The following is an 18698-nucleotide window of genomic DNA, read 5'->3' on the forward strand; positions in this document are numbered from 1 at the left end:
ACTTGAAAAGTATGAATGAAATAATTATTAAAGGAGCCAGAGCGCATAACTTAAAAAATATCGATGTTACGATTCCTCGTAATCAATTAGTAGTTGTGACTGGTTTATCTGGATCAGGTAAGTCATCTCTAGCATTTGATACGATTTATGCAGAAGGTCAACGCAGATATGTAGAATCACTATCTGCGTATGCTCGTCAATTTTTAGGTCAAATGGATAAACCTGATGTTGACTCAATCGAAGGGCTTTCACCCGCGATTTCAATTGATCAAAAAACGACTAGCCGAAATCCTCGTTCGACAGTTGGTACTGTAACAGAGATTTACGACTATTTGCGACTTCTTTATGCTCGTATAGGAACACCTATTTGTCCAAATCATGGTATCGAAATTACTTCTCAAACAGTTGAACAAATGGTAGATCGTGTAATGGAGTATCCTGAACGAACGAAAATTCAAGTGCTTGCTCCAGTGGTATCTGGTCGAAAAGGGACACATGTAAAAGTATTTGAAGAAATTAAAAAACAAGGCTTCGTTCGCGTTCGTGTTGATGGTGAGCTATTTGATGTATCTGATGAAATAGAATTAGAGAAAAATAAGAAGCATTCAATCGAAGTTGTAATTGACCGTATTGTTGTAAAAGATGGTGTGGCATCTCGACTAGCTGATTCTCTTGAAACAGCATTAAAACTAGGAGAAGGTCGAGTAATCATTGATGTTATAGGCGAAGAAGAATTACTTTTTAGTGAACATCATGCATGTCCTCTGTGTGGTTTCTCAATTGGGGAATTAGAACCGCGCATGTTTTCATTTAACAGCCCGTTTGGAGCATGTCATTCATGTGATGGATTAGGAACCAAATTAGAAGTAGATTTAAACTTAGTTATCCCAAATGATGAATTGTCACTTAAAGAAAATGCAATAGCACCTTGGGAATCAATTAGCTCGATGTATTATCCTCAATTACTAGAAAGTGTTTGTAATCATTACGGAATTGATATGAATATTCCATTTAAAGACATACCAATAGATCAACAAGATAAAATTCTTTATGGTAGTAATGGAGAACAAATCTATTTTAAATATGATAACGAGCAAGGTCATGTTCGTGAAGCAATGATTGAATTTGAAGGTGTTATTTCCAATGTAGAAAGACGTTTTAAAGAAACATCTTCAGATTTTATTCGTGAGCAAATGGAAAAATACATGGCTCAACAACATTGTCCAACTTGTAAAGGGCATCGTCTAAGAAAAGAGGCACTTGCTGTATTTATTGGTGGCTTGCATGTCGGTGAAGTAACAAAAATGTCAGTTAAAGAAGCGTTTGATTTCTTTGGATCGCTTGATTTAACGCCAAAACAAGAAAAAATTGCAAATCTAATCCTTCGAGAAATTAGAGAGCGTTTAGGCTTTTTAGTAAATGTAGGTTTAGATTATTTAACATTGAACCGAGCTGCTGGTACATTATCTGGTGGAGAAGCTCAAAGGATTCGTTTGGCGACTCAAATTGGTTCGAGATTGACCGGTGTATTATATATTTTGGATGAGCCATCAATTGGATTACACCAACGAGATAATGATCGTTTAATCTCAACATTGTTAAATATGAGAGACATCGGAAATACATTAATTGTTGTAGAACATGATGAAGATACGATGCTAGCAGCAGATTATTTAATTGATATTGGACCGGGAGCTGGTATTCACGGTGGACAGGTTATTTCACAAGGAACGCCAAATGAAGTAATGAATGATCAAAATTCATTAACAGGGAAGTACTTATCCGGTGAGAAGTTTATTCCTGTACCTCTTGAGCGTAGAAAAGGCGATGGACGTGAAATTAAAATTGTTGGAGCAAAAGAAAACAATTTAAAAAATGTATCAACTTCATTCCCATTAGGTACGTTCGTTGCAGTAACAGGTGTATCAGGATCAGGGAAAAGTACATTAATTAATGAGATATTATATAAATCATTAGCTCAAAAATTAAATGGTTCGAAAGTACGTCCAGGGGAGCATAAAGAAATTAAAGGGATTGAACAATTGGAGAAGGTTATAGATATTGATCAATCACCAATTGGTCGTACTCCTCGTTCAAATCCAGCTACTTATACTGGTGTATTTGATGATATTCGAGATGTATATGCTGCTACGAATGAATCAAAGGTTCGAGGTTATAAGAAAGGTCGTTTTAGCTTCAACGTAAAAGGCGGTAGATGTGAAGCATGTCGAGGCGATGGAATTATTAAAATAGAAATGCATTTCTTACCTGATGTTTACGTACCATGTGAGGTTTGTCATGGTAAACGATATAATCGAGAAACTTTAGAAGTTAAGTATAAGGATAAATCAATCTCTGAAGTTTTGAATATGACAGTTGAGGATGCAGTTTCATTCTTTGAAAATATTCCTAAAATTAAGCGTAAACTTCAAACGTTAAACGATGTAGGTTTAGGGTATATTACATTAGGTCAACCTGCTACAACTTTATCTGGCGGAGAAGCTCAGCGTGTAAAACTAGCTTCTGAGCTCCATAAACGTACGAACGGAAGAACTTTATATATACTAGATGAACCTACTACAGGTCTTCATGTTGATGATATTGCACGATTATTAGTTGTTTTACAAAGACTAGTAGATAATGGAGATACTGTACTTGTAATTGAACATAACTTAGATGTCATTAAAGCAGCCGACCATCTAATCGATTTAGGACCAGAAGGTGGAGACAAAGGTGGTACGATCGTAGCAACTGGTACACCAGAGAAACTATGTAAAGTCGAAGCGTCTCATACAGGTAAGTATTTAAAAGCTGTATTAGAACGTGACAAGGCTAGAATGGAAAAAAGATTAGCATTGATGGAATCTTAAAAAAGTCTCTTTTTATAAGTATATAGTTATTGAAATATTGATGTGATAGAGTAGTTGATTGAACGAAAAGGGTGCTCAACTCCAGTTGAATTAGCTGGAAAGCGAGCATTCTGCAACGGAAATCAACTATTCTTCTTTTTCTTTGTTAATGTCATTCATAGTTCCTTTTACTTGAAAAGTAGTCCACATTTCTTTAATGTTTTAACATAGAATAAATAATGAAATAGATAAATTTGTAATGATAAAAAAATGAGGGCGTATCGATAGAGAGGAGATTTTTGTGAAAAAACTATATCGATCTTCTAAAGATTCTATGCTTGCGGGTGTTTGTGGTGGATTGGGTAAATATTTTAATTTGGACAGTACATTAATCCGTTTACTATTTGTTATATTATTCTTCGTAGGATTTGGAGCACTTCTATTCGTGTATCTAATTTGGATATTTGTTGTTCCAGAAGAAGGTGACGTGAAATAAATGAGATGGTTATTTTCATTAGCTATTAATAGCTTAGTTTTTATTGTAGTAGCAGGATTTCTGCAACCAGATTTTTATGTAAAAAATATTCCAACGGCGATCATTGCTGCGTTGGTGTTATCAATTTTAAATACAATTATTCGTCCAATCTTAATTTTAATAACTTTACCTGTAACCATTTTTACAATGGGATTATTCCTGTTTATTATTAATGCATTTACGCTTGAAATTACTGATTATTTATTAGGGGATGCCTTACGAGTAAATGGTTTTGGAACTGCTATTATCGCATCGATTTTAATTAGTACATTCAGTATGTTAATTCAATATTTTGTGTTTGGTTCAAAGGATAAAAAAAAGAATAGTCATCGGTAGAAAAAGAGGAGTCTCTTAAGTTAAAGTACTTTTGAGAGTCTCTTTTTTGTTTTTTAGATTAATTGGATTTTCGAACATTATGTGAACTCCGTTGTTATTTAACTGATTATCATTAAATGCTAAAACTGATTGAAGTTACTAAATATCGTGATAAATTCACTTTTACATTAATGATTTTTAATCGTTTTAGCGCAGTTAGTGACTTGTCGACATTTTCCCACAAAGTTTAAAAATGGTACAATATGAGAGATAATATATAATTATTAATCCTTAGGAGGCTTGTATGGCTAAATTACGTACAAAGAATTTAGTTGAGTATTTTAAATTAGAGGTCATTAGTGGAAGTGCGGGTTTGAATCGTTCGATTAACACGACTGACTTATCTCGCCCAGGTATAGAAGTTGCTGGTTTTTTTACATACTATCCATCTGATCGAGTACAAATATTAGGGAAAACAGAATTAACTTTTTATCATAGCTTAACTGACGAAGAAAAACATAATCGATTAAGAAAACTTTGTGCAGATGATACACCTTGTATTATTGTGACACGTGGTTTAGAAATTCCATCCGAATTAATTGAAGCGGGTGAAGAAACTGGAGTACCTATTTTACTCTCAAACAGTAAGACAACTAAAATGTATAGTAGACTTACGAGTTATCTAGAGGCTAAACTTGCTCCAACTACAGCATTACACGGTGTACTAGTAGATATTTATGGTGTTGGCGTATTAATTACTGGTAAAAGTGGAGTAGGTAAAAGTGAAACGGCTCTAGAGTTAGTAAAACGTGGTCATCGATTAGTAGCAGATGATTCAGTAGAGATTCGTCAAACTGATGAGGATACGCTAATTGGTTCATCGCCAGAATTAATTGAGCATTTATTAGAAATTCGTGGATTAGGAATTATTAATGTAATGACCCTTTTCGGAGCAGGATCTGTGCGTAATTACAAGCGTATTACGTTGAACATTGATTTAGAGACTTGGGACTCCCAAAAGGTTTACGACCGAGTTGGCTTAGACGATGAAAAACTTAGAATATTAGATACAGATATTTCGAAAATCACATTGCCTGTTCGACCAGGTAGAAATTTAGCTGTTATTATTGAAGTAGCAGCGATGAATTTCCGTTTAAAAAATATGGGTGTGAATGCTGCGCAGCAATTTGCAGATCGTTTAGAGAAAGTAATTCAAGGCGGTAATAATGTTAGTGATTTAATTTAATGAAAAAGTGGGGAAGTTGAAATGGAGTCAAATATTCAGCCATTAGATAAAGTATTTTTACACTTAGGTCCTCTTTCTATAAAGTGGTATGGGGTATTGATCGGTTTAGGTGTTGTATTAGGTTTATGGTTGGCAATTCGTGAAAGTAAACGACGTGGAATACCTGATGATACATTTTTGGATCTTATTTTAGTAGCTCTACCTTCAGCAATTATAGGGGCTAGAATTTATTATGTGCTCTTTGAGTGGAGCTACTACTCTAAGCATGTTAGTGAAATACCGGCTATTTGGCATGGTGGATTAGCTATTCACGGTGGTTTAATTGGAGCATTTATTGCTAGTTACTTCTTTTCAAAGAAAAGAGGCATTTCTTTTTGGAAGCTTGCCGATATAGCAGCACCAAGTATTTTAGTAGGTCAAATGCTTGGACGTTGGGGAAACTTCATGAACCAAGAGGCTCATGGAGGACCAGTAACTAGATCATTTTTAGAAAGTCTTCATTTACCTAATTGGATCATTAATCAAATGTATATTGATGGAACGTATTATCATCCAACGTTTTTATATGAATCTTTATGGAGTTTATTAGGGATTATTTTCTTACTAATTTTAAGAAGAGTGAATCTAAGACGTGGTGAAATGTTTTTAACTTATTTAATTTGGTACTCAGTTGGTCGTTTCTTTATTGAAGGACTAAGAACCGATAGTTTAATGTTAACAAGTACAATTAGAATGGCTCAATTTATTTCAGTCGTCATTATCATACTATCTATTTTCATTCTTGTTTATCGTAGAGTTAAAGGGTTATCGAATGAGCGTTATTTAGACGCATAAGTTTGTAAAACAGGAGTGGGGAGCACGTTGGAAACTTTAAAGAGAGGGTTACTAGTTGGTTTACAAACTTCTTGGAAAATAGGGAAAATAATTTTCCCTATTTCTTTCATTTTAACGATTATTAAAGAAACTGCACTAATGGACTGGTTTGTTAATATTCTTGAACCATTAATGAGTTTTATCGGTTTAAAGGGAGATGCAGCATTAGTATTAGTTTTAGGGAATGTTTTAAATCTATATGCAGCCCTTGGAGCAATGCTACCGATGGATTTAACTGTTAAGGAGGCATTAATCCTTGCAGTTATGTTAAGTTTTTCTCATAATCTATTTGTTGAAACGACAGTAGCTACTGCTGTAGGGGTTCGAGCATCTTTTGTTGTGTTAGTAAGGATAGGATTTGCAATTATATCTGCTATTTGTATCCATTTCTTTTGGTCTGGTGGAACAGAAATTGTTCATAAAGGCATTGCAGTTGCAGAAAGCGTTAACCAGTCAGGATGGGATATCGTTTATAATGCCATCATTTCGTCATTAATAGGTATTTTAAACCTTATTAAAATTGTCTTTCCATTAATGCTAGTTATTCAAATTGCAAAAGATTTTGGGTGGATGAATTATATAACAAAAGCATTATCTCCTTTTACTAAATTAATCGGTGTTGAAGCTAAAGCTGGAGTTACATTGGCTGCGGGATTGTTTTTTGGATTAGCTTTTGGAGCAGGTGTTATGATTCAAGCCGTTAAAGAAGATGGTGTTTCGAAACGAGATTTATACCTCGTTTTCTTATTTTTAGTAGCTTGTCATGCTGTTGTTGAAGATACACTTCTCTTTATTCCTTTAGGGATTCCAGTTTTATACTTATTTTTAATACGTTTCTTTGTCGCATTAGTTGTTACTTGTATAGTTGCAAGAATCGTAGGAAGAGTTGGTAGAAAAACTGAATCAAGTTTAAAAGCTGAAGTGAAATAGAAAGGAAATTCTTATGAAAATAAATACGATACTATTTGATTTAGATGGTACTTTAATTAATACAAATGAATTAATCATTGCTTCATTCTTGCATACTTTGAATAAATATTATCCTGAACAATACAAGCGTGAACATGTTATACCTTTTATGGGTCCAACTTTAACTGAATCCTTCTCTACGGTAGATGAAGAAAGAGTTGAAGAGTTCATTTCTGAATATCGACGTTTTAATATGGAGATGCATGATGAGTTTGTTGAGGAGTATGAAACGGTTTATGAGACGATAGAAACTTTACACAAATTAGGCTATAAAATTGGGATAGTAACAACAAAGGCGCGAAATGTTGTTGAGATGGGCTTAAGTTTTAGTCGATTAAAGCAATTCTTTGATACTGTTATCACAATTGATGACGTGCAAAATGCAAAGCCACATCCAGAACCGATTCAATTAGCTCTTAAAAAATTAAATTCTATTCCTGAAGAGAGTATAATGGTGGGCGATAATTACCATGATATTGAAGGTGGTCAAAATGCTGGAACGAAAACAGCAGGGGTTGCTTGGTCACTAAAAGGAAAAGAATTTTTAGCTACTTTTAAACCTGATTTTATGCTTGAAAAGATGAGTGATCTCTTACCAATTTTAGGAATTGATGAGAATTGAGGAAAACGAAGCGCTACCTAATTGAAGGTGAGAATTCACTTTGGCAAGTGTACAAGACTGTTTCATTTTGGAAAACATTTCGAAATACTATTGTCATTGAAATAGCTCGTTATATCCCTTTCTTTAGACTGAAAAACTGGATGTATAGGAATCTCATTGGAATGAAAGTAGGAGAGTATGCAGCCTTTGCATTTAAAGTAACGCCTGATTTAATGTTTCCAGAACTAATTTCAGTTGGAAGGAATTCGATTATCGGCTATAATACAACAATCTTGGCGCATGAATATTTAATTAATGAATATCGATTAGGAGAAGTCATTATTGGTAATAATGTGTTAGTTGGTGCAAATACGACAATTCTGCCGGGTATCACAATAGGTGATGGTGCGAAAGTTTCGGCTTCAACACTAGTCAACAAGGATGTTCCAGCCGGTGCATTCGTTGGAGGTAATCCTATGATTATTATTTCATTACCTCAATCTGAAACTACTATTTAAAAAGTGGTTTTCAATATTTTTTGTTTCGGTTAAAATAATACTTTGACAACTTATTTAGATAATGTGGAAATTGTACGTTCGTCTAAAATTCTTATAATTTGGACGGCGACTATTTCCTCTTTTTATGTGATATACTGTGATAAGCTTGAAAAACTGGAGGATCGAATGTCTGAAAATTTGGGGAATCAAACAAATCAATTTCATAATGTCGTTTCGTTCTCGTTACCGAAAGATTATTTCTACGAAAAAGGGATGAAAGCTTATAATAGTAACGATTCTGAGCAAGCGATTTATTATTTGAAAAAAGCTGCTGAAAATGAAGAAAATCAAACAGTTCTTATAGATATTTCTAGAAAGCTTTTATCATTACATCAATATCAAACTACAATAACAATTTTAGAATATATTTTAGATAAATATCCGACAAATGAGGATGTATATTATTTATTAGCATTTGCATTTTTTGAATTAGGATTGTTCCAAAAAGCAAATTTGTATGCTCAAAAGTATTTAGAAATTGGTACGGATGAAGAGCAAATAGAGGAACTAGAAGACTATTTAGATATTATTCATAGTGAAGAAGATGATGATTTAAGTATTAATGATGATTTATTAGTGCTTCAAGAGCGAGTTACAACCTATTTGGCAAATCATGATTGGAAATCTGCTAAAACAACTTTACTTACAATTGTTGATAAGTATCAAGAATTTTGGCCAGCTTATAATAACCTAGCTTTAGTTGAGCTTCATTTAGGTAATCCTGAGGAAGCTGAAAGAGTATTACAATATGTTTTAGAACAAAATCCAGGTAATTTATCAGCTTTAATTCATTTAACAATGCTAAAAAGAATATTAAACGAACAAGAAATTGCTCTGCAATATCTTGAAGGCTTATCAAATATTCTTCCAATCTCTGAAGAGCACCGCCACAAGCTTGGTGTACTTTTTTATCAATTCAAGAAATATGAAGAAGCTTATAAGTTATTTAATTTACTTTATATGGAAAGACCAGATCGTGAAATACAGTTTTATTATATGTTCTGTGATGCAGCTTATCAATCTGGAAGAATTGAAACAGCGGAGCGTATTTGGAATTTTGAAATGACAAGTGAATTTGATGATCATGAGGAATTGGCTCCATGGGCTGAAAAGAAACATTCATCGAATGAAATTGAACAATTAATGGCTGAAACAGAGTACCAAGCAAAATACTCCAATTCGAATAGTGAGAGATGGGGATTAATCTATTTTATGAAGGAATATTATTATGAACAGAAATTCAGTTCAATCCTTCAAGATTTAAATCCATTAGAAAATATTGGCCTTGATGAACAATTAGAACAAGTTCTTTTGAATAATATGTGTTATCTAGAGCCTCATCCATCATTGAATATTGCAATTAACGGAGCAAAGAAAGTACAGACAACTTGGGAAGAAGATTATATAATACTACGTAATCATCTTCAATTATGGTTTTTCGCTATTTGTGAACTTACATTAAAATATAAAGAATTACCTGTACATGAAGATGTTTTATTAGCTGCTACACATTATCTTGTTGAAAATGAAGTAAAACGTGTATCACAAAAGAAAATTGCAGCAAACTATAATATCTCTACCTATTTATTAAATAAAGGCATTAGCGCCATTCGAAGCTTGTTTTAATACCAGATGGTGTTAATGCAAGCTTTCTTTATTTCTCATCAAGGTGAGTATAAATTGGCAACAAGGATTTGTACCCAGTGTGGTAGCCGATTCTAGGAATTAAGTATAAGTGCAACTACGCCTCTGACTTCGCCTAAAAGGCTCGTTAGTCGAAGAGTTTTCTTTATCATGAGCATATGATTTGTTGTTTTATGTCATCGCGTATTAGGATAGTGATAGTTAATGAAGTAGGGCAATTAGCCATTTAAGTACAAGGAGTGATTAAGAAATGGAAGAGAAAATTTATGATGTTATTATCATTGGAGCTGGTCCTGCAGGGATGACTGCAGCTGTATATACATCTCGTGCAAATCTTTCTACATTAATGATGGAACGTGGTATTCCAGGTGGACAGATGGCAAATACTGAAGAAATTGAAAACTACCCAGGTTTTGATAGTATTTTAGGTCCAGATTTATCAAATAAAATGTTTGATCATGCGAAAAAATTTGGTGCTGAATACGCTTATGGTGACATTAAAGAAATTATCGACGGTAAAGAATATAAAACAATCATTGCTGGTAAAAAAGAATACAAAACACGTGCAATTATTATTTCAACTGGTGCAGAATACAAAAAAATTGGTGTTCCAGGTGAGCAAGAGCTTGGAGGACGTGGTGTATCTTACTGTGCAGTTTGTGATGGCGCATTCTTTAAGGATAAAGAATTAGTTGTTATAGGTGGCGGAGATTCAGCAGTAGAAGAAGGCGTATATTTAACTCGATATGCTTCTAAAGTTACAATCGTTCACCGTAGAGATCAATTACGAGCTCAAAAAATTCTTCAAGACCGTGCATTTGCAAATGAAAAGATTTCATTTATTTGGAATTCAACAATTAAAGAAGTTAACGGAACTGATGGTAAAGTAAGTAGCGTAACGCTTGTAGATACTCAAAATGGTGAAGAATCTGAATTTAAAACAGATGGTGTATTTATCTATATTGGAATGCTGCCATTAACAAAACCATTCTTAAGTCTAGGTATTACGAATGAAAATGGATATATCGAAACAAATGATGTAATGGAAACAAGAGTACCAGGTATTTTTGCTGCTGGTGATGTTCGTGAAAAAACTTTACGTCAAGTTGTAACGGCTACTGGAGACGGAAGTATTGCTGCTCAAGCAGTACAACATTATATTGAAGAATTAAAAGAAGAATTATCTAAAACTAATTAATCCTGATTAAAACCGATAAAATTAAGTTTTAGAATTGTGAACAAAATTGTAATATTCTGAAACTTATATGTAATTAGGGTGTAACTCTCTTGAAATATAGTTACTGTAATATAGACAATAACCAGAGAGCCCCCTAATATATATAGGAACATGGATATGCGCTTGTCCATGTTCCCTTTTTTTGTGCATTAAAGTATACAACCACAAAGGAGAACTGACGTTTTGCAAATTTTAGCAATCAATTATAAGTGTAACTACACTCCTTTAGTCTTCGTTTTAAAGCTCGTAAATCAGTTAGTTTTCTTTTTTGTCTCCGAAAATGATCGGTTTTGTTCCTAAAACCGTTGTTCGAACCCACAAAATTTTTTCCTTTAGTCAGGACCTTTCTACCCTAATTCCCACTCTTAACAAGTTGTTGTCTGACTAGTTTAACGGTATAATATAGATTGGGCAGTTTCAACCAACTGCAAGTCCAAATTGTAAGTGAGGTATAAGAAATGCAAAGAGTTACACATTGTGTTTTGGTAAATGAAAATAATATCCTCTTGCTACAAAAACCTAGAAGAAACTGGTGGGTTGCACCCGGCGGTAAGATGGAGCCAGGTGAAAACATTAGAGAAGCAGTTGTTCGTGAATATCGTGAAGAAACAGGTGTATACTTAAAAAACCCAAAATTAAAAGGTGTTTTTACAATTATTATAGAAGAAGATGCTAAGGTAGTGAATGAATGGATGATGTTTTCATTTTTGGCTACCGAGTTTGACGGTGAAAATCAAGATGAGTGTGAAGAAGGAATTCTTCGCTGGCATGCAATAGATGAAGTGAAAAACCTTCCTATGGCAGCAGGTGACTATCATATTATTGATTATTTACTAAAGGGTAAAGAAATTTTACATGGTACCTTTGTATATACACCGGATTTTGAATTATTAAGATATCGTTTAAATCCTAGTTAACCTAAATTATAGAAAGGGTTGAGTTAAATGCCTACAAGATCACATGTAAAAATGGTTATTATAACTGGAATGTCAGGTGCCGGAAAGACTGTCGTTGTTCAAGCGTTAGAAGATATCGGTTATTTCTGTGTCGATAATCTTCCTCCTGCTCTACTTCCAAAATTTGTAGAGCTATTAAAGGACCCTGATCACAATACAACAGATAAAGTTGCTCTTGTTATGGATTTACGAGGAAGAGAATTTTTTGATCAGTTAGGGAATTCATTAGATCAATTAATGTCTACTCCTTCAATCATCCCTCAAATTTTATTTTTAGACGCAACGAATGCTGCACTTGTTACTCGCTACAAAGAAACTCGTCGTTCACATCCACTTTCTCCAACGGGTTCTCCATTAAAAGGAATTGAGTTGGAACGTACTCTTTTAGCCGAGGTAAAAGGGCGTGCACAATTAATTTATGATACATCAGATTTAAAACCTAAAATATTACGAGAAAAAATAATTGAACAATTTAGAGAAAATGAACAAGAAGGTTTTTCAGTAAATATTCAGTCATTCGGTTTTAAGTACGGAATACCGATTGATGCGGATTTAGTATTTGACGTCCGATTTTTACCAAACCCATTTTATATTGAATCAATGCGTCCTTTAACTGGCTTAGATGAAGAAGTTTCCTCTTATGTTCTTAAATTTAATGAGACAACGGAATTTATGCTGAAATTAATTGATTTAATTAGTTTTATGTTACCTCAATATAAAAGAGAAGGTAAACGACAACTAATCATTGCGATCGGATGTACGGGTGGTCAGCATCGCTCTGTTACTTTAGCGGAGTATTTAGCTAACTACTATAAGGATCAATATGATACGAATGTTAGTCATCGGGACGTTGAAAAAAGGAGTCATAAGTAATGGTTAGTCAACGTTCGAAAATAGTAATAATTGGAGGCGGAACGGGACTATCTGTTTTAGTTCGTGGGTTGAAAAAACATCCCGTTGATATTACCGCAATCGTAACAGTCGCAGATGATGGTGGTAGCTCTGGACGATTACGTGATGAGTTAAAAATTCCACCGCCTGGTGATGTACGAAATGTACTTGCTGCGTTATCAGATGTGGAACCGATGTTGGAAGAATTATTCCAACATCGATTTGCAACATCTGGAGACCTTTCTGGACATTCTCTTGGTAATTTAATGCTAAGTGCAATGACTGCGATTACAGGTGATTTTTACCGTGCAATCATTGAAATGCGAAGGGTATTAAATGTTAGAGGGAAAGTTATACCAGCAGCTAATCAAAGTGTCGTATTAAAAGCTGAATTAGAAGATGGCACAATTGTTTCAGGTGAGTCGAAAATTCCTTATTCTGGTAAGAAGATTAAAAGAGTATTTTTAGCACCAGGAAATGTTGAGCCTTTAAAAGAGGCGCTTGATGAAATTAATCGTGCTGACTTAATTATAATTGGACCGGGTAGTTTATATACGAGTATCCTTCCTAATCTATTAGTTACTAAAATTGGGAAGGCTGTTGTAAATTCAAAAGCTAAAAAAGTATATGTATGTAATGTGATGACTCAAGCGGGTGAAACTTTGCATTATACAGCAAGTGATCATGTAAAGGCTCTATACCAACATTTAGACTCAAGTTTTATCGATACAATTATTGTAAATGAAGGCACAATGCCTAAAAATATTTTAGAACTTTATAAAGAAGAACATGCCCAACAAGTAAAACTAGATATAAATGAGCTTAATTCTTTAAATCTAGAAATTGTTCATAAGTCGATCGTTAAGTATGATGATAATGTGATTAGGCATGATACAGTAAAGTTAGCTGAAATCTTATGTGATCTAATCCCGACAAAAATAAAAGAATAATGGAAAAATATATAGAGCTAGAAGGAGGGGGTGATTCAAATGTCCTTTGCATCTGAAACGAAAAAAGAATTAACAACGATTGAGATCAAAGATTGTTGTTCAAAATCTGAGCTATCCTCTTTAATTCGAATGAATGGTTCATTATCAATTGCGAGTCGCCAATTTATTGTAGATGTAGTTACTGAAAATGCAGCAATTGCGAGAAGAATATATGTATTAATTAAACGTGTTTATGATGTGGACGTTGAATTGCTCGTTCGTAAAAAAATGCGTCTTAAAAAGAACAATGTATATATTGTTCGAATAAAAGAAGAAGCGAAACATATTTTAAATGATCTTTATATAACTGGTGAAGGATTTACCTTTACGAATGAAATAGCGAAAGAGCTAATTGGAAAGAAATGTTGTAAACGCTCCTATTTAAGAGGTGCTTTTCTAGCTGGTGGTTCGGTAAATAATCCAGAGACATCTTCATATCATTTAGAAATTTTTTCACTATATAAAGAGCATACGGAAGAAATTTGTCGTCTAATGAATGAGTTTGGATTAAATGCTAAAACACTAGAGAGACGTAAAGGTTATATTACGTACTTAAAAGAAGCAGAAAAAATTACAGAGTTTTTAAACGTTGTTGGTGCACATTCAGCTTTATTAAGGTTTGAAGATATCCGCATTGTAAGAGATATGAGAAACAGTGTTAATCGTCTAGTAAATTGTGAAACTGCGAACTTAAATAAAACGATCAGTGCAGCCTTCAGGCAAATTGAAAATATACGTTATATCCAAAACTCAGTTGGTTTAGATATATTACCGCCAAAGCTACGTGAAATTGCAGAACTTCGAGTAGCGTATGAGGATGTAACATTAAAAGAGTTAGGTGAAATGGTATCTAGCGGAGCGATTAGTAAATCAGGAATCAATCATCGACTACGTAAAATTGATGAAATAGCTGATAAACTAAGAGCGGGAGAACCAATAAAAATAAAATAAAAGTTAAGAGGGAAGAAAAAATGATTGAGAAAAAAGGGAGAGTACTATTAGAAACTGGAATACAGGCTCGTCCAGCAGCACAATTTGTTCAAGTTGCTACGAGATTTCGTTCAGAAGTATTATTAGCTTACAAAGGTAAACAAGTAAACGTTAAGAGTATTATGGGTGTTATGAGTTTAGCTGTACCACATGGAGAAGAAATAGTAATTACTGTTACTGGCGACGATGAAGTTGAAGCGATGGAAGCCGTAATGGACTTTATTGGAGAAGAAATCTGATGTAATTGGACATTCACAAGTTGGATGTCCAATTTTTTTCTATAAAAAAACTAGCCGAAAAATTACGGCTAGTTTTTTATTATTATTTAATAGCTGCAGTATTAGAAATTACTTTATCAATTAATCCGTATTCTAATGCACGGTCTGCAGTCATAAAGTTATCACGCTCTGTATCACGCTCGATCGTATCTAATGGTTGACCAGTACGATCTGCAAGAATTTTGTTTAATTTATCACGTAAGAACAAGATTCGCTTAGCTGCAATTTCGATTTCAGTAGCTTGACCTTGAGCACCACCTAATGGTTGGTGAATCATGACTTCTGCATTTGGAAGAGCATATCTCTTTCCTTTTTCCCCAGCAGATAATAAGAACGCACCCATTGAAGCCGCCATACCAATACAAATTGTAGATACTTGAGGCTTAATAAAGTTCATCGTATCATAAATAGCCATACCAGCAGTAATACTTCCTCCTGGACTATTTATGTATAATGAAATATCCTTATCTGGATCTTCTGCTGCTAAAAATAAAAGTTGTGAAACAATTGAGTTAGCTACGTTATCATCGATTGCGCTACCTAACATGATGATGCGGTCTTTTAATAGACGAGAGTATATATCATACGCACGCTCACCACGACTTGTTTGTTCAATAACTGTAGGAATTAAATTCATTTTTTCTCCTCCTTGTTTAAAACAAATGAATGATTAATACAATAATACCTTTAAGGTCAGAAAAGGTCAAATAAAAGAGATGCTATATTTAATGTATTATTTAAACTAAAAAATATTGACCTTTTATAACATATCTATTTATCTAATACTTCAACATCATTAACGACTTTTCCTATTATTAAACGTAACTTTATGTAGTTTTTCTTTTGATAAGTTAAAAAACTAGTAACTAAGTGATTGAGGCTTATTTTAGGCATATGGACTGAACGTAGTTCTTCCAAGATGAGAACGAAAGAAAGAAGCAAATCATAAAAAAAGTCCCCTATAAACAGAGGACGTCATGAATTTATATTTTTTTGTTTAAATTAAATTTTTGCTTAATTTTTCTTATTAATTTCATACATAAATAAACTATACCACTTAAAATACCAAGTATAATTATTAAATTTAATAAATTTATAGACCCCATTTTTTATCTCCTTTAGTTTTAAAAAGCATACAAATTAAAACTACCTAATGTGGTATTAACTGTAATATACGCATTTGTATATGTATATACAACTAACGCAGCACTATATTTTTTAGTTTTATCCATAGCTATACTTTTTCCAGTTAAACTAGTACTAAGATTAGAATCGTGTACTAATCCAACATAAGTACCCCCACTACCTACTACTCCATAAGCAGAGTGTGTTGTAACCAACTTCATACTTTTTACTTTAGAAGAACCTGATGCAATACTAGCCTTAATATTTCCTTTATACGAATTTGTTAACAAACCTGAAGTATAATATACCTTGCCTGAAAAATTAACATTTACTCCTTGTGATGTTTTAGATTTATTAAAGGATTTATTAACTGTGCCTCCCAATGGCACCCATTTTATAGAACGGCCTTGTATAGTAGGTTCAGCTGAAATTTGAGCATAATTTTTTATAAAATCTGTATCAGAATTATTAAATGGTTCCCCAACCTTATAAGTAGAATTAATTAAATTAAAACGTTCATCAATTTGTTCAGGAGTCAAATCAAGATTTTCAGAAAAAAGTCGCAAATCTACTGAGCTATCATTATTTTCTGCATGAGATGAGTTAGGAAACAGGAAGAAAAAACCACATAAAATTAAAATAGGAAATAAATATAATATTTTTTTTATACAAAATCTCCAATTCAATTAATTTGGAAACGTTCCCTAAAATAATTTTAGCAAAATTTAACAAGAAAAATGGAGGTAAATGTGACAATATATCAAAAACGAAACTATTCGTTATTAATGAGTGCTAGGGGTAATGAAAAAATGATAAGTATATATTCTAGTCAAAGACAACGAAGGAAAGGCATACTAAAACGACTCAAGAAAAAATGCTTTTACAGGTATCAACAAGTCATCAAAAAACGGAAAAAACCTATAAAATAATGATCATCAAAGATAATTTCGTACTCAAAAAGAAACCTAAATCATTGCGGTCAGAACATTCTAACGATATAATAAAACATAAGATTTTCTTGTAAACCTACCAGTAGGCTACATTGCAAAACTACAGCGCACCAATCGAGCCACTCCTTGCATTAACCTACTGAGATTGGGGCGACAGATACACAATACATATTTTAACTTTTTATTAAAAATACGTTCGTAGCTCAGTGGATAGAGCACGAATGAATATGCACCCATGAAACTACTTCGAGCGCACTTGCCGAGCCGCTACTTGTAATTACATACTGAGGCAAGGGTGGGACAGAGTAAACATATTTCTGGTGCAAAACCAATCGAGCTGCACCTTCAACTACCTCCTGAGATTGGGGCGACAGATACGCTATATTTATTTTAATTAGATATTATTATGCGTTCGTAGCTCAGTGGATAGAGCACGACCGAATAAGCTACAAAGCGAAACATCAGCGCACCAATCGAGCCACACCTTGAATTAACTTACTTAGATTGTGGCGACCAATACGTTACACTTATTTTTAAAATTTATAATTTTGCGTTCGTAGCTCAGTGGATAGAGCAACGGTTTCCGGTACCGTGTGTCGCAGGTTCGAATCCTGTCGAGCGCGCTAAAAGAATAAACCGAGTGATAAGATCTGTAAAATAACAGACATATCGCTCGGTTTTTATTATTCCTTTTGTAACCCTTGAATCCTACTTTTACCCTACAACTAAAGATGTATTAAAACTCCACCCAATGAAGAATGGGTTCCCTTAACTTAAAATCATATATTTAAAGTAAATAATGGGAGGTCATTCAAATGGATATGAATTCTTGGTTTCTTGAAGAAATGGCACAAATCAATAAGGATGAAATAGAAAGAGAATTAAAATTTAATGAAACTTATAAACTGTACTCAACATCTAAAAAGAAAAAATACTGCATCGACTTAAAAATCATTAAATTCTGTATCTAAACTAGAGAATGTTTATAATCATTTTAAATTTACTAAAAAAAGAGCCGAGTAATTTCATACTTATAAAAATTATTCGGTTCTTTTCGTTCCTTCTATTTTTTTCCTCTATCCTTTTTCCTAAATATATGATATATTACTCTTTGCGATGAGCTAATTTGAGTAAGACGAGAGATATGCGCAAGCTAAACGCGCGGATGTGGCCGCCCGGTCTCTCGCCTCAAACGCATCAAGACGTCTGCTGCGGCAGGCGTCTTTCTTTTTGTCCATTCCTTTGTGTATAATAGTACATATTAATATTGAAGGGAATGTTTTTGTGTTAACGATTGCAGAATACACTGTAGAAGAAATAAAAGATCCATTTGGTATCATTGAAGGTGATCGATATGAGTTTATTCTTTATATCAATGTACCAGAGGATGATGAATTATTTAATGAAAAAGGTATATATATAAAAGTACTTTTTGGAGTAAATGGTGACGAATCGAAATTAATTAAATATGACTTATATGAAGCTGAGTCAAATCAGTATTTAGATTTTGATTTGGAAGAAGATGAAGAAAAAGAAGTATTTGAATTTTGTAAAACTCATTTAACAATTGAAGAGTAAACTTAATGTGTTGTCGAATGACACACTTTAGCTAGGAGATATCCTATTTTGGGTATTTCTCAACACACTATTGTGTAATTGTAAACACAGTATCAATTGTGCCTACACACTTATA

The 18698-nt window shown here is 33.5% G+C and carries 19 protein-coding genes and 1 tRNA gene; 18 read left to right on the forward strand and 2 right to left on the reverse strand.

Annotated elements, in window-relative coordinates; genetic code table 11:
* Positions 1–11: 11 nt before the first annotated feature.
* From uvrA to ABEY15_RS12460, 15 genes are all read left to right on the forward strand, one after another.
* A complete protein-coding gene (gene uvrA, locus ABEY15_RS12390) occupies positions 12–2870 on the forward strand; it encodes an excinuclease ABC subunit UvrA (protein ID WP_429890524.1) in 2859 nt (952 codons plus the stop codon).
* Between the two features lie 280 nt (positions 2871–3150).
* Positions 3151–3345: a PspC domain-containing protein gene (locus ABEY15_RS12395; RefSeq protein WP_025568734.1), complete on the forward strand. Its 195-nt coding sequence runs from the start codon at positions 3151–3153 to the stop codon at positions 3343–3345.
* The gene (locus tag ABEY15_RS12400) at positions 3346–3720 is read left to right on the forward strand and encodes a phage holin family protein (protein WP_429890384.1); all 375 of its coding nucleotides are present in this window, start codon (positions 3346–3348) and stop codon (positions 3718–3720) included.
* 283 nt (positions 3721–4003) lie between these two features.
* Complete coding sequence (gene hprK / locus ABEY15_RS12405; protein WP_429890386.1) at positions 4004–4945, forward strand: HPr(Ser) kinase/phosphatase; 942 nt, start codon at positions 4004–4006, stop codon at positions 4943–4945.
* Positions 4946–4966: 21 nt separating this feature from the next.
* Entirely contained in the window at positions 4967–5779 is an 813-nt protein-coding gene (gene lgt, locus ABEY15_RS12410) for a prolipoprotein diacylglyceryl transferase (RefSeq protein WP_429890387.1), read from the forward strand.
* Between the two features lie 27 nt (positions 5780–5806).
* Positions 5807–6748 carry a nucleoside recognition domain-containing protein gene (locus ABEY15_RS12415; RefSeq protein WP_429890389.1) on the forward strand — a complete coding sequence of 314 codons (942 nt, stop codon included), beginning with the start codon at positions 5807–5809 and terminating at the stop codon, positions 6746–6748.
* Between the two features lie 13 nt (positions 6749–6761).
* Positions 6762–7409 carry a pyrophosphatase PpaX gene (gene ppaX, locus ABEY15_RS12420; protein ID WP_429890390.1) on the forward strand — a complete coding sequence of 216 codons (648 nt, stop codon included), beginning with the start codon at positions 6762–6764 and terminating at the stop codon, positions 7407–7409.
* Complete coding sequence (locus ABEY15_RS12425; RefSeq protein ID WP_429890391.1) at positions 7406–7906, forward strand: acyltransferase; 501 nt, start codon at positions 7406–7408, stop codon at positions 7904–7906. The genes ppaX and ABEY15_RS12425 overlap by 4 nt, the downstream gene beginning before the upstream one ends.
* 165 nt (positions 7907–8071) lie before the next feature.
* On the forward strand, positions 8072–9571 hold the full coding sequence (locus ABEY15_RS12430) for a tetratricopeptide repeat protein (protein ID WP_429890392.1): 1500 nt from the start codon (positions 8072–8074) through the stop codon (positions 9569–9571).
* Between the two features lie 268 nt (positions 9572–9839).
* Positions 9840–10787 (forward strand): thioredoxin-disulfide reductase, encoded by a 948-nt coding sequence (trxB, locus tag ABEY15_RS12435; RefSeq protein ID WP_025568724.1) that lies wholly within the window; start codon positions 9840–9842, stop codon positions 10785–10787.
* Between the two features lie 497 nt (positions 10788–11284).
* Complete coding sequence (locus ABEY15_RS12440) at positions 11285–11743, forward strand: NUDIX hydrolase (protein WP_056469826.1); 459 nt, start codon at positions 11285–11287, stop codon at positions 11741–11743.
* 27 nt (positions 11744–11770) lie between these two features.
* Positions 11771–12655, forward strand: a complete 885-nt coding sequence (gene rapZ, locus ABEY15_RS12445) for an RNase adapter RapZ (RefSeq protein ID WP_098231993.1) — start codon at positions 11771–11773, stop codon at positions 12653–12655.
* Positions 12655–13623 carry a gluconeogenesis factor YvcK family protein gene (locus ABEY15_RS12450; RefSeq protein WP_429890393.1) on the forward strand — a complete coding sequence of 323 codons (969 nt, stop codon included), beginning with the start codon at positions 12655–12657 and terminating at the stop codon, positions 13621–13623. Before rapZ ends, ABEY15_RS12450 begins: the two co-directional genes overlap by 1 nt.
* A 39-nt stretch (positions 13624–13662) precedes the next feature.
* Positions 13663–14613, forward strand: a complete 951-nt coding sequence (gene whiA / locus ABEY15_RS12455) for a DNA-binding protein WhiA (protein ID WP_429890395.1) — start codon at positions 13663–13665, stop codon at positions 14611–14613.
* Positions 14614–14633: 20 nt separating this feature from the next.
* The gene (locus tag ABEY15_RS12460; protein ID WP_025568719.1) at positions 14634–14891 is read left to right on the forward strand and encodes an HPr family phosphocarrier protein; all 258 of its coding nucleotides are present in this window, start codon (positions 14634–14636) and stop codon (positions 14889–14891) included.
* An 82-nt stretch (positions 14892–14973) separates the two neighbouring features.
* Here ABEY15_RS12460 and clpP read toward each other — a convergent pair whose 3' ends face one another.
* Positions 14974–15567, reverse strand: a complete 594-nt coding sequence (gene clpP / locus ABEY15_RS12465) for an ATP-dependent Clp endopeptidase proteolytic subunit ClpP (protein ID WP_025568718.1) — start codon at positions 15565–15567, stop codon at positions 14974–14976.
* Between the two features lie 487 nt (positions 15568–16054).
* Positions 16055–16741, reverse strand: a complete 687-nt coding sequence (locus tag ABEY15_RS12470) for a hypothetical protein (RefSeq protein ID WP_429890397.1) — start codon at positions 16739–16741, stop codon at positions 16055–16057.
* 814 nt (positions 16742–17555) lie between these two features.
* On the opposite strand from ABEY15_RS12470, the gene ABEY15_RS12475 reads away from it, so the two are divergent.
* The 3 genes from ABEY15_RS12475 to ABEY15_RS12485 all read left to right on the forward strand — a co-directional run bounded on the left by ABEY15_RS12475 (position 17556) and on the right by ABEY15_RS12485 (position 18583).
* Positions 17556–17628 (forward strand) — tRNA-Arg (locus ABEY15_RS12475).
* A 192-nt stretch (positions 17629–17820) separates the two neighbouring features.
* Positions 17821–17976, forward strand: coding sequence for a hypothetical protein (locus ABEY15_RS12480; RefSeq protein WP_429890399.1), 156 nt, complete (start codon positions 17821–17823; stop codon positions 17974–17976).
* Between the two features lie 313 nt (positions 17977–18289).
* Positions 18290–18583 carry a DUF6509 family protein gene (locus ABEY15_RS12485; protein ID WP_429890400.1) on the forward strand — a complete coding sequence of 98 codons (294 nt, stop codon included), beginning with the start codon at positions 18290–18292 and terminating at the stop codon, positions 18581–18583.
* Positions 18584–18698: the final 115 nt, after the last annotated feature.

Source organism: Gottfriedia acidiceleris (assembly GCF_050457485.1).
Taxonomy (GTDB): domain Bacteria; phylum Bacillota; class Bacilli; order Bacillales; family Bacillaceae_G; genus Gottfriedia; species Gottfriedia acidiceleris_D.

Bases quoted from the DNA above. Each gene is read 5' to 3' on its own strand.
- uvrA (WP_429890524.1), top strand. From the start codon at position 12: ATGAATGAAATAATTATTAAAGGAGCCAGAGCGCATAACTTAAAAAAT.
- ABEY15_RS12400 (WP_429890384.1), top strand. From the start codon at position 3,346: ATGAGATGGTTATTTTCATTAGCTATTAATAGCTTAGTTTTTATTGTA.
- hprK (WP_429890386.1), top strand. From the start codon at position 4,004: ATGGCTAAATTACGTACAAAGAATTTAGTTGAGTATTTTAAATTAGAG.
- lgt (WP_429890387.1), top strand. From the start codon at position 4,967: ATGGAGTCAAATATTCAGCCATTAGATAAAGTATTTTTACACTTAGGT.
- ppaX (WP_429890390.1), top strand. From the start codon at position 6,762: ATGAAAATAAATACGATACTATTTGATTTAGATGGTACTTTAATTAAT.
- ABEY15_RS12430 (WP_429890392.1), top strand. From the start codon at position 8,072: ATGTCTGAAAATTTGGGGAATCAAACAAATCAATTTCATAATGTCGTT.
- trxB (WP_025568724.1), top strand. From the start codon at position 9,840: ATGGAAGAGAAAATTTATGATGTTATTATCATTGGAGCTGGTCCTGCA.
- ABEY15_RS12440 (WP_056469826.1), top strand. From the start codon at position 11,285: ATGCAAAGAGTTACACATTGTGTTTTGGTAAATGAAAATAATATCCTC.
- rapZ (WP_098231993.1), top strand. From the start codon at position 11,771: ATGCCTACAAGATCACATGTAAAAATGGTTATTATAACTGGAATGTCA.
- ABEY15_RS12450 (WP_429890393.1), top strand. From the start codon at position 12,655: ATGGTTAGTCAACGTTCGAAAATAGTAATAATTGGAGGCGGAACGGGA.
- whiA (WP_429890395.1), top strand. From the start codon at position 13,663: ATGTCCTTTGCATCTGAAACGAAAAAAGAATTAACAACGATTGAGATC.
- ABEY15_RS12460 (WP_025568719.1), top strand. From the start codon at position 14,634: ATGATTGAGAAAAAAGGGAGAGTACTATTAGAAACTGGAATACAGGCT.
- clpP (WP_025568718.1), bottom strand. From the start codon at position 15,567: ATGAATTTAATTCCTACAGTTATTGAACAAACAAGTCGTGGTGAGCGT.
- ABEY15_RS12480 (WP_429890399.1), top strand. From the start codon at position 17,821: ATGGATATGAATTCTTGGTTTCTTGAAGAAATGGCACAAATCAATAAG.